Origin of the sequence: Brevibacterium pityocampae (assembly GCF_039541555.1) — a bacterium.
Taxonomy (GTDB): domain Bacteria; phylum Actinomycetota; class Actinomycetes; order Actinomycetales; family Brevibacteriaceae; genus Brevibacterium; species Brevibacterium pityocampae.
In genome coordinates this window covers 115,637-131,583 of sequence record NZ_BAABGL010000036.1, presented here as the reverse complement: position 1 = coordinate 131,583, position 15,947 = coordinate 115,637, and the positions used below count along the sequence as shown (strand labels likewise).

The window sequence follows — 15,947 nt, the reverse complement described above, 5'->3', positions numbered from 1 at the left end:
GATGACCGATTCGATCGAGATCCGCAGCGGAGTCTACTTCGACTCCGTGGCCCTCATGCAGGTGTCCGCACGGGTGAAGAGCACCCCGGGGATCAGCGATGCCCTCATCGGCATGGGCACCCCGCTCAACCTCGACCTCATGCGGGAGGTCGGGTTCGACGTCGCGGACGGAGCGGCACCCACCGACCTCGTCATCGCCGTGCGCGGCGAGACCGAGGAGGCGCTGGAGGCCGCGCGATCCGCACTCGATGCGGCGTTCGCCGAGCTCGCGGCCGCCGCGGCGGCCGCCGGTGGGCCGCTCGGCGGGGACAGCCCGCCGCTCACGCTGGGTTCGGCCGCGCGCCGGGCCGGAGCGGGCCTCGCCGTCGTCTCCGTGCCCGGCGAGTACGCCGCCGTCGAGGTCCACGATGCGCTCGAGGCCGGCTGCTCGGTAATGCTCTTCAGCGACAACGTCCCGGTTGAGACGGAGATCGCGCTCAAGGACGCCGCCGCCGCCCGCGACCTCCTCGTCATGGGCCCCGACTGCGGGACCGCCGCGATCGGCGGGGTCGGACTCGGTTTCGCCAACACCGTGCGGTCGGGGACCTTCGGGATCGTCGCCGCCTCGGGCACCGGTGCGCAGCAGGTCATGACGCTGCTCGACGAGGCCGGGGCCGGGGTGAGCCACGTCCTCGGCACCGGCGGCCGCGACCTCGGGTCCGCCGTGGCCGGACGGACGACGAAGCAGGCGCTGCGCGCTCTCGCCGCGGACCCGGGCACCGAGCACGTCATCATCGTGTCGAAGCCCGCGGACCCCGCGGTCGTGCGCGAGGTCGAATCGCTCGCCGGCGAGCTCGGCCTGCCGGTCTCCTGGGCGGTCCTCGGACCGGACAGCCCGGATCTCACCGCCGGGGTCGAGGCCGCCCTCGCCGCCACCGGGCGCACCGTCCCCCAGTGGCGGTCCTGGGGAGCGGGGGAGCCGCCGGCCGCGGCGACCGGCGCCGGCGGGGACCTGCACGGACTGTACGTGGGCGGGACACTCGCCGACGAGGCGATGCTCATCGCCTCGACGGTGCTCGGACCGATCCCGTCGAACATCCCGCTCGACGGAGCACCGGAGATCGACGGCCACAGCCTGCCGGCCTCCGGCCACCGCGTGCTCGACTTCGGCGACGATGCGATGACCCGCGGCCGTGCCCACCCGATGATCGACCCGGAGCTGCGCCACAGGGCGATCCGGAGCGCGGGCGGGACAGCAGGGGTGCTCCTCCTCGATCTCGTCCTCGGACACGCCTCCCACCCGGACCCGGCCGCCGAACTCGCAGCGGCGATCGCAGAGGCCCGCGAGACCGCGGCGGCCGCCGGGCGCACCCTGCCCGTCGTCGTCGGCCTCGTCGGCACCGAGGCGGACCCCCAGGGGCGCGCGGCCGCCGCCGAGGCGCTCGTCGCCGCCGGGGCCGAGGTCTTCAGCTCCCATGCCCGAGCGGTGGGGCGGGCGCTCGCCCACCTCGGCCACGCGGTGCCCACGGCGTCGCCGGTGCGGTCCGCGGACGGGACCGGGGGCGCCGGCGCCGGGAGCACGGGCGCATCCGATCCCGCGAGCAGCCCGCTGCGCGGACTCCTCGACCGCGACCCGGTGGTCGTCACCTCCGGGGTGTCCCTGTTCGCCGAGGCCCTGCGCGCCCAGGCCGTGGCCGTCACGGAAGTGGCCTGGCAGCCGCCGGCCGGCGACATCCGCGCGCTCACCGCCGTCATGGCCGACGAGCGCCGGGAGGCCGCCAATGCGCAGGCCCTGGAGCGGATGCTCGCCGCCGGCGCCGAGCTCGTCGGCCTGCGGCCGGCGCGCGAGTGCCTGGGCCTGGCCGAGACCGAGCTTCTCCACTCCGGCCCGCCGCTGGACTGGGAGCGCGCCTCCGGCCCGATGCGCGGAGCGCTCGCCGGCGCGGTCGTGTTCGAGGGCCTGGCGGATTCCCTCGACGAGGCGGAGGAGGGGCTCGCCGCCGGTCGCTTCTCGTTCGCTCCCTGCCACAGCCGGGACGCGGTGGGTCCGATGGCCGGTGTGGTCTCTCCGAGCATGTGGATGATGGAGTTCGTCGACCCGGTCCACGGCAACCGCGCCTACTGCTCGCTCAACGAGGGCCTGGGCAAGGTGCTGCGCTACGGGGCGAACGGCCCGGAGGTGCTCGAGCGGCTGCGCTGGATGCGCGACGTGCTCGGGCCCGTGCTCGCCGCGGTGCTCGCCGCGCACGGACCGATCGACACGAAGAACTACGTCTCCCAGATGCTCCAGTCCGGCGACGAGGGGCACAACCGCAACCGCACCGGCACGCTGCTCTTCCTCCGGGACATCATGCCCGACCTCCTCTCCCTCGACGGCTGGTCGCGCGAGGATCTCGCCGAGTGCGCGCGGTTCCTCGGCTCGAACGACTACTTCGCGCTCAACATCGTCATGCCCACGTGCAAGCTCGCCCTCGCCGCGGCGAAGGACGTCCCCGGCTCGACCCTCGTGGTGACGATGGCCCGCAACGGCACGGACTTCGGCATCCAGCTCTCCGGCACCGGGGACCGCTGGTACACCGGCCCCGCCCAGCTCCCGCAGGGGCTGTTCCTCGGCTCCTACGGGCCCGACGACGCCAACCCGGACATCGGGGACTCCGCCATCACCGAGACCGCGGGGATCGGGGGGCTCGCGATGGCGGCCGCCCCGGCGATCGTGCGCCTCGTCGGCAGCGATGTCGCGTTCGCGGTGGAGACCACTCTCCGGATGTACGAGATCACGCTCGGCGAGCACCCCGTGCACCAGGTCCCGGTGCTCGAGTTCCGCGGCGTGCCCAGCGGCATCGACGCGACCAAGGTGGTCCGGACCGGGGTGCTCCCGCAGATCAACACCGGCATGGCCGGGAAGATCGCAGGGGTGGGGCAGGTCGGTGCCGGGCTCGTCACCCCGCCGGCGGAGTGCTTCACCGCCGCGCTCGCCGCGCTCGAGGAGACCGTCCCCGGGTGACCGCCGCTCAGCGGTGGATGGGGCCTGCGCCGGATGTCAGCGGCAGACCGGTGGCCCCGGAGGCGTCGCGGAGCACCTCGGCGAAGATCGAGACCGCGGTGGCCTCCGGGGTGCGCGCCCCGAGGTCGAGGCCGATCGGCGCGCGGAGCCTGCCGAGCTCCTCCTCGCTCAGCCCCGCCTCCCGCAGCCCGGCGAGCCGGAGCGCATGCGTGCGTCGGCTGCCGAGCGCCCCGACGTAGCCGACATCGGCCCGGAGCGCGGCGGCGAGGACGGGGACGTCGAACTTGAGATCGTGGGTGAGCACGGCGACGACCGTCGAGGGGTCCACCCGCCTCGCGGCGATCTCCGCCGCGAGGTGATCGTGCGGCCAGCGGGCAATGACCTCGTGCGCCTCCGGGAACCGGGCCGCCGTGGCGAACACCGGTCGGGCATCGCACACCGTCACCCGGTAGCCCAGGAAGCGGCCGAGCCCGGCGAGCGCCCGCGCATAGTCGATCGCCCCGTAGACGAGCAGCCGGGGCGGGGCGGCGGAGACGACGATGAGCACCCGGGTCCCGCCGCCGAGGCGCCGGCCGGTCGAATCGTACTCCCGCACCCGGGTGCTCCCTGCGGTGAGCAGGCCGCGGGCGTCCTCGGCGACATGCGCGTCGAGGCGCGGATGGCCGAGGCCGCCGACCGTCGCATCCTCGACGGGGACCGCGAGCCACGGGGAGCCCCCGCCGAGCGCGTCGCCGGGCGCGGACCCCGCCGGATCAGCGGGCAGGCGCAGGGCGAGGGCCGCCGGTGATTCCGCGCGCACCGCGTGGAGGAATGCGATGAGCGCGGCGGGGTCGGTGACCGGGACGACGCACACGTCGAGCGTCCCCCCGCAGGCCAGCCCCACACCGAACGCCTCGTCGTCGCTGATGCCGTAGTGGGCGATCTGCGCCGAGCGCGATTCCATGACCTCGAGCGCGAGGGCGTGCACGGCGCCCTCGATGCAGCCGCCCGACAGGCTGCCGATCGCCTCGCCGGCGCGGTCGACGGCCATCATGGTGCCGGCCGGGCGGGGCGCGGAGGACCACGTGTCGACGACGACGGCGACCGCGCACTCCCGCCCCTCCTCGAGCCACGCGAGCAGGGGTTCGCAGATGTCACGCACGGGCAGGCTCCCGTCCCGGGGCGGGAGCCCGTCCGATGGTCGCGGCGACCTGCTCCCAATCGGCGACGGTCGTTCCCGGCAGGGTCCGCTCGGCATGGGCGGCGGCGATCCCCATCGCGCGGGTGGCCGGCTCCCAGCCCGGGCGTCCGGCCCGTGGGTTCACCCAGAGGAAGCGCCGCGACAGCCGGGTGAGCCGCTCGCAGGCGTGATCCAGCGAGTCCATCGACCCCGTCTCCCAGCCGTCGGACACGAGCACGCAGACGCTGCCGCGCACCGCGAGGGCATTCGAATCGAGCAGGGTCCCCAGCGAATCCCCCAGCCGTGTCCCGCCGACGGCATCGGGCACGTGGTCGAGCATCCGCTCCAGGGCGGCCCCGGCATCCGCCTCGCCGAGCTCAGCGGTGACATGCGTGAGCCGGGTGCCGACGGTGAACACCCGGGCATCCGCCTCGATCCGCCAGCGTCGGGCGAAGCGGATGATCGCGTCGAGCCAGGGGCGCATCGAGGCCGAGACGTCGAGGACGAGGACGACCCGGCGCGGCCGGGGGAGCGGGCGTCGACGCGGCAGCCGGGGGAGGTCGTCGGCGCGCGCCAGAGCGCGCAGCGTGCGCTCGAGATCGACCGGCCCGTGCACCGCGCGGCGGGTGCGCGCACCGATGCGCACGGGCCGCTGCACCGTGAGGCCGTCGATGAGTCGGGCCGCCGCCTCCCGGTCGGCGCCGTCGCCGAGGTCGGTGCGGCGCAGCAGCTCCGTGCGGCTCGCGGCGGCCTCGGGCACCCCGGCCTCCGTGCCCGGGGCCTCGCCGGCACCGGAGCTGTCCGGGGTCCGCACCGGGACGGGGGCAGGGGGCTCGACGCGCGACGGACGCAGCCCGAAATAGCGGGCGAACACCGCATCGTGGACGGCGATCTGCGATTCCTCCCGGCAGCAGATGGCCCGTGAGGCCGCGCGCACCTGCCGGGGGTCGAGCGGGTCGAGCCGCGCCGCGGCCGCGACGAGCAGGTGCATCTCCGGCGGGGTCACGGGGAGCCCGGCCCGCCGCAGGGCGCCGCCCAGACCGAGCAGCACCCCGCTGAGGTCCTGCGTCGTCCCGGCGGCCGGTGCGCGCGGCGTCATGATCCGGGCTCCCGGTCGGCGCCCTCTGCGAGCACTGCGCCGTCGCCGAGTGCTGTACCGTCGCCGAGCACCGCGGCCGGGTCGAACCCGCGGACGTCCGCGGCGTCCTTGAGCACCGTCGACAGCGTCGCCCGCACCGTCGGCTCGGTGAGCTCGACGACGCCGAGCCGGTCGAGGGCACGCAGCCAGTCGAGGGTCTCCGCGGTGCCGGGCGGCCGCACGAGCGGCAGCTCGCGCAGCCGTGCGGCGGCCGCGACGACGGCGGCGCGGAGATCTGCGGACGCTTCGGGTGCGCGCGCCGCCAGGATGCGCTCCTCGAGGGCCCGGCTCGGCTGCTCGAACCAGTGGTAGAGGCAGCGGCGGCGCAGCGCATCGTGGATCTCGCGCGTGCGGTTCGAGGTGAGGACGACGATCGGGGGCCTGGATGTGCCGATCGTCGATTCGGCGCGCCCGAGCTCGGGCACCGACACCGTCCACTCGGAGAGCACCTCGAGGAGCACCGCCTCGAACTCGTCGTCCGTGCGGTCGAGCTCATCGATGAGGAGCACGGCGGGGGTGTCCGCGGTCGACGCCTCGAGCGCGCGGAGGACCGGCCGGGTGAGCAGGAACCGGCGGGAGTGGAGCGCGTCCTCGACCGAATCCGAGGCGAGCACGGTGCCCGTGGTGCGGGCCTCGGCCTCGAGGGAGCGCAGATGGAGGATCTGGCCGGCGAAGTCCCAGTCGTACAGGGCGTGGGCGGCCGTGATCCCCTCGTGGCACTGGAGCCGGAACAGGGGACCGCCGTACACCTCGGCGAGGGCCGCCGCGAGACTCGTCTTGCCCACGCCCGGCGCACCCTCGCACAGGAGCGGGCGCCCGAGCTCGCCTGCGAGCCAGGCCGCGGTCGCGAGGTCGTCCGAGGCGAGATAGCCGGTGCGCGCCAGGGCTGCGGCGAGGGCGGCCGGGGTGTCCGGCGGATCGGGCGGGAGCCGGAGCCCGGCCGCCGTGCAATCCTCCGGGGTGTCGACGTCGGCCCCGCGATGCGGATCACCGCCGTCGACGAGGGTGAGCGTCCCGCTCGCGGCCGCGTGCTCCAGGAGGTCCCGGGCGCCCGTGTCCCCGGTGGCCGCGGCGCGTGCCGCCGGAACGTGCGCGGCGCCGATGAGCACGGGGTGACCGGGCGCCCCGTCCCACTGCACACGGGCGAGGACGTCGGGACGGGCGTGCTCGAGGAGGCGGGCGCACACCTCGGTCGGGAGCTCGGCGAGATCGACGAGGGAGACGAGCACCGCGGTGAGCCCCGGAGCGTCCGCGGCATCGAGCCCGGCCCGCAGGGAGGCGCCCATGCCGGAGCGCCAGTCGTCGGCGACCACCGCCTCGGCACCGGGCGGAACGAGGTGGCGCGCCCGGTCGGCGGCGCATCCGAGCACGACGATCACCCGGTCGCATCCGGCCGCGCGGAGCCGGTCGACCTGGAGGGCGAGCAGCGGTGCGCCGTCGGAGGTGCGCAGGAGGGCCTTGGGCCCGCCCAGGCGGGTGCCGGCCCCTGCGGCCAGGAGCACGCCGGTGACCTGCACGTCCACTGTTCTCCTCCTCATCGGAGCCGGCCGGGTCGCTCGTCCCCGCGCGGTCCGGGGGAGCGCGGGGGCGAATCCCGAGTCTACGCGGGACCGGCAGAGGTGACGACGGTGCCCACAGCGCCCTCGGCCGCGGCCCCGAGGGAGGACAGCGCGGTGATCACGCCGCGCCGCCCGCCGCCCTCGACGAAGCGCAGGACCGCTTCGATCTTCGGACCCATGGACCCGGAGCCGAACTCGCCGGACCGGTGCATCTCGCGCAGCTCGGCGACGGACACCGCGCCGATGTCGCATGCCTCCGGGGTACCGTACCCGGATACCGCATGGGGCACGTCGGTGGCGATGAGGAGGCAGTCGGCACCGACGCTCGCCGCCAGCCGAGCGGCCGTGAGGTCCTTGTCGATCACCGCGGAGACCCCGTTGTGACCGTGCCCGTCGGGGACCACGGGGATGCCGCCGCCGCCGGCGGCGACGACGATCCAGCCGGCGTCGACGAGGTGGACGATCGTCCGGGTCTCGAGCACCTCGACGGGGTCGGGGCTCGCGACCACCCGGCGCCAGCCCTTCTCCCCGAAATCCCGCCAGACCTGCCCGTGGCGCTCCATCCGAGCGGCGTGCGCGCGCGGGTGGTAGGCCCCGATCGGCTTGACCGGGTGGGTGAAGGCGGGGTCGTCGGGGTCGACCGCCGTGCGTGTGACGAGCGCGACGACCGGCCGGGCGAGGCCCCTGTCGCCGAGCTCCTTCTCGATCCGGTCGACGATCGTGAAGCCGAGGGTGCCCTGGGTCTGCGCCCCGCACCAGTCGAGCGAGACGGGAGGCAGCTCGCCGGCCGCGATCTCGTTCTTCCGCAGGATGTTGCCCACCTGGGGGCCGTTGCCGTGGGTGACGATGACCTCGTGGCCGGCGGCGACGAGGTCGGCCAGATGGACGGCCGCCCCGGCGATCGCTCGGCGCTGATCGTCCGGTGCGGCCGAGCCGTCCGGTGCGGTCATCGCGTTGCCGCCGAGGGCGACGAGGATCCTCACAGCCAGTCCACCTGCGCGGCCCGGGTGCCGTCCCCGGCGAGCCGGGCGTATCCCGGTCCGCGATCGAAGAACGGCTCGTCCCCGTCGCGCGCGGAGCGCAGCCGCTCCCGCTCGGCGTCGGAGGCCGCGGAGTCCACCGCGAGCTCGTCGCCGGATCCGGTGACGACGATCCCGTAGTCCGCGCGGGCGCCCTCGACGCTGACCTTGCCCCAGGAGACGTCGCGGAGGACCTCCTCGGCGGGCCGGTCGAGGGGATCGCCCCAGCCGCCGCCGCCGGTGGTGCGGATGCGCACCACCTCGCCGGCGGCGATCGGCTCGGCATCGGCGAGCGCGTCGATCTCGCGCTCGTTCGGACCGCCCGGATCGATCGTGACCTGGAACGGACGTCCCGCCTTCCCGCCGCGCACGCCCCAGCAGGCGAGGATCGAGCGGTCGGCGATCGACATGAAGTGGCCTTCGCGCAGCATCCTGATGTGCTTCTCGTAGCCGAGCCCGCCGCGGTAGCGGCCGGCCCCACCGGAGTCGACGGCGAGCCCGAGCCGCTCGACCCGGAAGGGGAACCGGGACTCGGTGAACTCCGTGGGGAGGTTGCGGGAGTCGGGCACGACGTGGATCGTGTCCTCGCCGTCGGCGTAGTAGCGCCCGCCCGAGCCGCCGCCGAGCACTTCGCGCATGAGGTAGTCGTTGCCGTCGGTGTCCTTGCCGTAGACGCCGGTGTAGCGGATCGTCTCCTGGTCGGCCGGCATCTGTCCGTCGACCGCCTTCGCGACGACCCCGGCGAGCACTCCGAGCAGACGCAGGATGACGAAGGTGCGGGCGTTCGTCGGGCCGGGGAAGATCGGGGTGAGCAGGGTGCCCTTCTCCGGGAAGCGCATCTCGATGAGCGGGACGATGCCCTCGTTGACGTCGAGCTCGGCCATCCGCTCGGGCCCGTCGGCGAGGTTGCGGAGGATCGGGGCGAGCCACTTCTTGAGGAAGTTGCCGCCGACGTAGTCCCCGCAGTGGTTGATCGGCCCGGCCGCCTGGGCGGCGGTGCCGGTGAAGTCGATGATGAGGCGCGGTCCGCCGTCGCCCGGACCCGGGCCGCCGGTCGAGGTCTTCGTCAGCGTGATCCGCTGCGTGTGGAGCTGCGGCTCGGCGACCCCGTCGTGCTCGGCGTAGTCCTCCCACACGTACTGCCCGTCGGGGATCTTCGCGAGGATCTCACGGCGGTAGATGTCGGTGGTGTTGTCGAGGATCGTGTCGAAGGCGACCTCGACGGTCTCGACCCCGTAGCGGGTGAAGAGCTCGGCGAGCCGCCGGGCTCCCATGAGGCAGGCCGAGCACTCGGCGTCGAGGTCGGCGGCGAGCGAGTCGGGCATGCGGGAGTTCCGGGTCATGATGCGCAGCGCGGCTCGGTTCGGCACACCGGCGTCCCACAGCTTGATCGGCGGGATCATGAGGCCCTCCTCGAAGACGCTCGTCGCTCCCGAGGGCATGGAGCCCGGGCAGGCCCCGCCGATGTCGTCGTGGTGGCCGAAGGCCTGGACGAAGCACACGACCTCGCCGTCGGCGAACACCGGGACGGTGACGCACATGTCCGGCAGGTGTCCGATCCCGCCTTCGGAGGCGTAGACGTCGTTGTGGAAGAACACGTCCCCCTCGCGCATCTCCTCGATGGGGAAGTCGCGGACGACCGGGTGGACGAGTGCGGAGTACGAGCGTCCGGTGAGCTTGCGGAGCTGCCGGTCGTGGATGCCGGCCCGGAAGTCGTGGGCGTCGCGGATCATCGGCGAGCGCGAGGTGCGGGCGATCGCCGTCTCGACCTCCATCTCCACGCTCGCCAGCGTCCCCTCGACGATCTCGACGATGATGGGGTCGACGGCGGTGCCGTCCGGGGTGAGCCGGCCTCCGTGGGAGTACGCGGTCGGGAGCCCGGCCGGGTTGATCGGGGAGGCGGCGATGTAGTCCGCGAGCTCCTGTCCGGTGAGCGGCGCGAGGCCGAGCATCGAACCGGAGTCCTGAGGGGGCGTCTGCCGGGTGGGTGTGGAGTCGGTGGTGGTCACTGCGCTGCCTCCGTGGTGGTGCGGGTGATGACGAGGTTGCCGGCGGAATCGACGTCGGCGCGGAATCCGGAATGGACGGGGACGGTGGAGCCGAACTCCTCGATGATCGCCGGGCCGGTGATCCGGTCGCCGGAGAGCAGCTCGGGCCGCCAGTAGACACCAGCCTCGACGAACCCGGCGTCGGCGTCGAAGCACACCTCGCGGACGGAGGTGCGGGCGCGCTCGTCGATGTCGGGGGCGCCGGCTGCGGCGGCGATCTGCGGGATCTCCGGACGGGTGATGGGGCCGATGCCCGACACCCGGAGGTTGACCCACTCGACCTGCTGCTCGGCGTCGCCGGCGAAGTCGTAGCCGTAGAGGCTGCGGTGCTCGGCATGGAAGGCGGCGGTGACGGAGTCGGCCCATTCCCGGGTCACCGGACCGGCCGGGGCGGGCACCCGGACCTCGAAGGCCTGACCGAAGTAGCGGAGGTCGACCGAGCGCTGGAACTCGTGGTCGGCGGCCGCGAAGCCCTCGTCCGTGAGTGCGGACGCGGCCTGCGCGGTGAGCGCGTCGAAGATCGAGGTGATCGCCTCGAGATCGAGACCGATGTCCTTCGCGACGTTGGTCTGCACGTAGTCGTTGCGGACGTCGACGGTGAGGAGTCCGAAGGCGGAGACGTTGCCGGGGTTGAGCGGGACGAGCACCCCGGCGAGGTCGAGGATGTCGACGAGCCGGCAGGCGAGCAGCGAGCCCGAGCCGCCGAAGGTCGCGAGCATGAAGTCGCGCACGTCGAGCCCGCGCTTGACCGAGATCTGCCGCAGCGCGTTCGCCTGGTTCCAGGCGCTGATCTCGAGGATGCCGGCCGCGGCGTGCTCCGGGCTCAGACCCAGGCGCTCGGCGAGCGCGGCGATCCCGGTGCGCGCCGCCTCGACGTCGAGGGGGATCTCCCCGCCGAGGAGGTGGGCCGGGATGCGCCCGAGGAACACGTGCGCATCGGTGATCGTGGGTTCGGTGCCGCCCTTCGCGTAGCACAGCGGACCCGGATCCGCTCCTGCCGACTGGGGGCCGACCTTGAGCTGGCCCTCGGGGGTGGTCCACGCGATCGAGCCGCCGCCGGCGCCGACGGTGACGACGTCGATCATCGGGATCTTCGACGGGTAGGCGCCGACGGTTCCCTCGGTGGTGAGCGCCGGCTCTCCGTCGAGGACGACGGTGACATCGGTCGAGGTCCCGCCGCCGTCGCAGGTGAGGACCTTCTCGAAGCCGGCCTCCCGGGCGATGAGTCCGGCCCCCAGGGCGCCGGCGGCGGGGCCGGAGAGGACCGTGGTGATGGGCTGGTGGACGACCTCGTCGGCGGACAGCACTCCGCCGTTGGACTTCATGATGTAGAACGGGATCGAGCCGCGGTCGCCGTGCTCTGCACCGGTGTAGGCGTCGAGGCGCTCGTGGATGTTCGTCACATAGCGCGACACCTTGGGCTTGACGGCCGCGTCGACGAGCGTCGTCATCGACCGCTCGTACTCGCGGTACTCCCGGAGCACCTCGGAGCTCAGGGACACGACGGCGTCCGGGTGCTCCTCGGCGAGGATCGCGCGCATGCGCTGCTCGTGGTCGGGGTTCGCATAGGCGTGGAGGAAGTTGACCCCGAGGGTGTTGACGTCGTGCTCCCGGAACCACCGGGCGGCGGCGCGGGCCCCCTCCTCGTCGAAGGGGCGGACCTCGTTGCCCTCGAAGTCCATCCGGCCGGCGACCGTCTTGACGAGGTCGGCGGGCACGATGCGCCCGGGCTTGACCCAGAAGTAGGAGTTGCCGTAGCCGTCGGGGACGGCCTGGCGGGCGATCTCGAGGATGAACTCGTAGCCCTCCGTGGTGATGAATCCGAGGCGGTCGAGCTTGCCCTCGAGGAGCTGGTTCGTCGCCACCGTCGTGCCGTGGCTCACCGCGGCGATGTCCGCGCCGGTGGCCGAGAGCTCCGCGAGCACCTTGTCGATCCCGGTGATGAAGCCGTCGGCGGGGTTCGCCGGGGTCGACGGGGTCTTCGTCGTCGTCAGAGTTCCCGAGTCCTCGTCGAAGGCGACGATGTCGGTGAAGGTTCCGCCGGTGTCGATGCCGATGCGGATGCGCCGCTGCGCTGTCGTCATGGGAGTCCTTCCGGATGCGTTCGCTCGAGTGCTGAGCGGCCGGACCGCCCATGGCACGGAAGGGGTCCGTGCCTGCTCGCGCTCTCATTCTCCCGGGTGATGCACGCCACACCTTCGGCAACTTCTGCCGAATCAGCACCGCTTTCTTAAGAACCGGGGCGGCTGCTCGCCGGCCTCCCGGATCAGTCCCCGGCCCCCCGCCTCAGGCCAGGGAGTCGCGCCAGGCGCGGTGGAGGGCGGCGAACCGCCCGGTGCCCGCGATGAGCGCGGCGGGCTCGCCGTCCTCGATGATCCGGCCCGCCTCCATGACGAGCACCCGGTCGGCGATCTCCACCGTGGACAGGCGGTGGGCGATGATGATCGCGGTGCGGCCGGCGAGCACGGTCTCGAGCGCGGACTGCACGAGCCGTTCGGAGGGGATGTCGAGGTGCGCCGTCGCCTCGTCGAGCACGATGACGTCGGGATCGGCGAGGAACGCCCGGGCGAAGGACACGAGCTGGCGCTGCCCGGAGCTCAGCCGGCCCCCGCGGGAGCGGACGTCGGTGGCGTAGCCGGCGGGCAGGCGGGCGACGTAGGCATCGAGGCCCACGGCCCGACCCGCCGCCTCGACCTCGGCGTCGGTGGCCTCCGGGCGGCCGATCCGGATGTTGTCCGCGATCGTGCCGCTGAGCAGGAACGACTCCTGGGTCACCATGACGATTGACCGGCGCAGCGCGGCGTCGGCGAGATCGCGCAGATCGACGCCGTCGACGGCCACGGTGCCGGCGGACGGATCGTAGAAGCGGGTGACGAGCTTGACGAGCGTGGACTTCCCGGCGCCGGTCGCCCCGACGAGCGCGACGGTCTGGCCGGCCGGGATCCTCAGGTCGAAGGTCGGGAGGATGTCCGGGCCCTCGCCGTAGGAGAACCGGACGGCGGAGAACGCGAGCTCCCGCCCGGCCGCGTCCGCGCTCCGGCGCGCGGGCAGGGCGACGGGGTGGTCCGGCTCCTCGACCGTGGGCTCGGTGTCGAGGACCGCCGCGATCTTCTCCAGGGCGGCCGATGCCGACTGGTAGAGGTTGAAGGTCTGCACGAGCTCGTCGAGCGGGCCGTAGAACCGGCGCAGGTAGAGGACGAACGCGGCGAGCACACCGATCTGCGTCCAGTCCTCGATGACGAACCACGCGCCGACGGCCATTACCGCGGCCTGCGTGACGTTGCCGATGAGCCGGGTCGAGCCGGCGAACCACGCGACCCCGCGCAGCGCCCGGACGTTGGCGTCGCGGTACTGCTCGTCCTCGCTCTCGAGCCGCTGCCGGCCGTGCGGCTGGCGGCGGAAGGCCTGCACCGCGCGGATCCCGCCCATCGTCTCGACGAAGTGGACGATGACCTTCGCGATCGAGGTGCGGGTCCGGCGGAAGGCCGCCCGCTGGGTGCGCTGGGCGGCGCGGGTGGTGAACACGAGCGGGATGAACCCGGCGAACACGACGAGCGCGAGCCGCCAGTCGAGGACGACGAGGATGACGGCGATGCACGTCATCTGCCCGAGCGCGGACAGCGCATCCATGAGGGAGTAGCCGAGGAACTGCTGCACCGACTCCATGTCCGAGGTCTGCCGGGACACGAGCCGGCCCGAGGTCGACTTCTCGTGGTAGCCGAGGTCGAGGCGCTGGGTGTGGACGAACAGGCGGGTGCGCAGGTCGAACATGATCTTCTGCGCGAGCACGCCGACGAGCCGGTTCGCCAGCCACATCCCGAGACCGCCGAGCAGGGTGACGCCGACGAATCCGCCGATCGCCCAGCCGAGCGCGGTGACGTCGCCGTCCGCGGCGCGGGGGAGACCCTCGTCGAGCGCGAGCGCGACGAACACCGGATCGAGGACCGAGGCGAGGATCGTCAGGGCGACGACGACCGCGAAGGCGATGATCCCGCCGCGGTAGGGGCGGGCGAGCGAGCCGAGGAGGCGCCGGGCGCGGCGCGCGATGTCCGGCGGCAGCTCCTCGGCCTCGGTGTCCTCGTCGGCGCGGATCGCGGGGGTCACCGGCGCACCTCCTCGGGGGCGGAGGCGCCCATGAGGTCGCGGTAGGTGCGGCTCGTGCGGAGCAGCTCCTCGTGCGTGCCGGTGGCGACTATCCGGCCGTCGTCGAGCACCGCGACCCGGTCGGCGAGCGCGGTCGTCGAGGGCCGGTGGGCGATGATCAGGGTCGTCGAGGCGTGGAGGACCTCGCGCAGGGCGCGCTGCACCCGCTCCTCGGTGTCGACGTCGACGGCGGACAGCGGATCGTCGAGGACGAGGAGCCGGGGCCTGCCGATCACCGCACGGGCGAGCGCGAGGCGCTGGCGCTGCCCGCCGGACAGCGACAGCCCCTGCTCGCCGACCTCGGTGTCGAGGCCCGCGGGCAGGGCGCGCACGAAATCGGCGGCCCGCGCGATCTCCAGGGCCTCCCACACCTCGGCCTCGCCTGCGCCCGGCGAGCCCATGCGGACGTTGTCGGCCACGGTGGCGGAGAACAGGATGGGCTCCTCGAAGCTCACCGAGACGAGCCGGCGGAGCTCGTTGAGGGGGAGCTCGCGGATGTCGGTGCCGTCGATCCGGATCGCCCCCGAGCTCACGTCGTAGAGGCGCGGGACGAGCGAGGCGAGCGCCGTCTTGCCGCTGCCGGTGGCACCGACGAGCGCCAGCGTCTCACCGGGGGCCACCCGCAGGCTCACCCCGCGCAGGGTGAGGAGGTCCGTGTCGGGGAAGCCGAAGGCGACGTCGTCGAACTCGAGGACGCCGGTGAATGCGCGGGACGGGGGAGCGTCATCGATGCCGCCGTCGGCGTCGGTGATGTCGAAGGCGGTGTCCATGACCTCCCAGTAGCGGGCGGCGGCGGTGACGGACATGATCGCGTCGGACAGCAGGAAGCCGAGCATCTCCACCGGGATGCGGAGCACCATGACCAGGGTGACGCCGGCGATGACGGTGCCCACCGTGGTCCAGCCGGCGAGCACGCCCCAGGAGCCCACCGCGATGACCGCGGCCATCGCGAGGCGCGGCAGGGTCATCGTGCCCGCCCACATCCACGAGTCGAGGTAGGCCTTCCGCACCTCGATGGCGCGGAGGTGGGCGGAGATCGCCTCGAACCGCTCGGTCACCCAGGGTGCACGGCCGAACGCCTTGATCACCCGGATGCCCTGGACGGACTCCTCGACCTGGGTGGAGATCACGCCCATGGTGTCCTGGGAGGCGCGGGACTCCCGCTGGTAGCGGGCGTTGAAGACGATGACGCCGGCGAGCATGGGGATCGCCATGAGCACCGCGATGAGCCCGAACGCCGGCTCCATCACCGTGAGGACGATGATGCCGGTGACGATGACGAACGGGGTGGAGACGATGAACGGGGCGCCGAACGCGAAGAACCGGCGCAGCTGGGTCATGTCGTTGATCGCGCGCGACAGCAGCTGCCCGGACTCCCAGGAGCCGTGCACGCCGATCGACAGGTACTGGAGGCGGTCGTAGATCCGGGCCCGCCAGGTGATCTCCCACTGCGAGACGACCTTCGCCGCGATCATCCGCCGTCCCCACAGGGCCACCGCCTCGACGACGCCGATGCCGAGCACCGCCGCGATCGGCAGCCACAGGGCGGACAGGTCCTGCTCCGCGATCGGCCCGTCGACGATCCGCCCCATGAGCGCGGGCACGAGCAGCGAGATCGCGTTCGCCGCGAAGGTCAGCGCGATGATCGTGAGGTAGACATGGAGCTTGCGCCGGATGTCGGGCCAGAAGCGGAGGAGGGAGCGCACGGCAGTCAAGCCTACTCCGCGGGCCCGCCGCTGTCGCCGGGCGGCGGCCGGGTGCGCGGCCTGCGGCGGCGGTGACCGGAGCGGCGGTGAGCGCGGACACGGAATCCACGATGCGAGACGGAGTGGCCGCCATTTGACATGCACCACCGGGGCGCGGGTATGCTCAGCCACATGCAGAACCTTGTCGTCGTC

General features: G+C 73.4%; 9 protein-coding genes. 1 reads left to right on the top strand and 8 read right to left on the bottom strand.

The features are described 5' to 3' along the window. Window position 1: 1 nt before the first annotated feature. On the top strand, window positions 2-2,983 hold the full coding sequence (locus tag ABD883_RS13600; RefSeq protein ID WP_345032813.1) for a bifunctional FdrA/YlbE family protein: 2,982 nt from the start codon (window positions 2-4) through the stop codon (window positions 2,981-2,983). A 7-nt stretch (window positions 2,984-2,990) separates the two neighbouring features. Here ABD883_RS13600 and ABD883_RS13595 read toward each other — a convergent pair whose 3' ends face one another. The 8 genes from ABD883_RS13595 to ABD883_RS13560 all read right to left on the bottom strand — a co-directional run bounded on the left by ABD883_RS13595 (window position 2,991) and on the right by ABD883_RS13560 (window position 15,755). Further along, window positions 2,991-4,124 (bottom strand): XdhC family protein, encoded by a 1,134-nt coding sequence (locus tag ABD883_RS13595; RefSeq protein ID WP_345032810.1) that lies wholly within the window; start codon window positions 4,122-4,124, stop codon window positions 2,991-2,993. Next, a complete protein-coding gene (locus tag ABD883_RS13590; protein WP_345032807.1) occupies window positions 4,117-5,241 on the bottom strand; it encodes a VWA domain-containing protein in 1,125 nt (374 codons plus the stop codon). The genes ABD883_RS13595 and ABD883_RS13590 overlap by 8 nt, the downstream gene beginning before the upstream one ends. Next, entirely contained in the window at window positions 5,238-6,803 is a 1,566-nt protein-coding gene (locus ABD883_RS13585; protein ID WP_345032804.1) for an NTP transferase domain-containing protein, read from the bottom strand. Before ABD883_RS13585 ends, ABD883_RS13590 begins: the two co-directional genes overlap by 4 nt. A 77-nt stretch (window positions 6,804-6,880) precedes the next feature. Further along, entirely contained in the window at window positions 6,881-7,822 is a 942-nt protein-coding gene (locus ABD883_RS13580) for a carbamate kinase (protein ID WP_137320201.1), read from the bottom strand. Further along, the gene (locus ABD883_RS13575; RefSeq protein WP_345032800.1) at window positions 7,819-9,867 is read right to left on the bottom strand and encodes a hydantoinase B/oxoprolinase family protein; all 2,049 of its coding nucleotides are present in this window, start codon (window positions 9,865-9,867) and stop codon (window positions 7,819-7,821) included. Before ABD883_RS13575 ends, ABD883_RS13580 begins: the two co-directional genes overlap by 4 nt. Beyond that, entirely contained in the window at window positions 9,864-11,990 is a 2,127-nt protein-coding gene (locus ABD883_RS13570; RefSeq protein WP_345032797.1) for a hydantoinase/oxoprolinase family protein, read from the bottom strand. The genes ABD883_RS13575 and ABD883_RS13570 overlap by 4 nt, the downstream gene beginning before the upstream one ends. 202 nt (window positions 11,991-12,192) lie before the next feature. Beyond that, window positions 12,193-14,010, bottom strand: coding sequence for an ABC transporter ATP-binding protein (locus ABD883_RS13565; RefSeq protein WP_247423893.1), 1,818 nt, complete (start codon window positions 14,008-14,010; stop codon window positions 12,193-12,195). Further along, a complete protein-coding gene (locus tag ABD883_RS13560) occupies window positions 14,007-15,755 on the bottom strand; it encodes an ABC transporter ATP-binding protein (protein WP_295688804.1) in 1,749 nt (582 codons plus the stop codon). Before ABD883_RS13560 ends, ABD883_RS13565 begins: the two co-directional genes overlap by 4 nt. Between the last annotated feature and the right edge of the window lie 192 nt (window positions 15,756-15,947).

Bases quoted from the DNA above. Each gene is read 5' to 3' on its own strand.
- ABD883_RS13600 (WP_345032813.1), top strand. From the start codon at position 2: ATGACCGATTCGATCGAGATCCGCAGCGGAGTCTACTTCGACTCCGTG.
- ABD883_RS13590 (WP_345032807.1), bottom strand. From the start codon at position 5,241: ATGACGCCGCGCGCACCGGCCGCCGGGACGACGCAGGACCTCAGCGGG.
- ABD883_RS13570 (WP_345032797.1), bottom strand. From the start codon at position 11,990: ATGACGACAGCGCAGCGGCGCATCCGCATCGGCATCGACACCGGCGGA.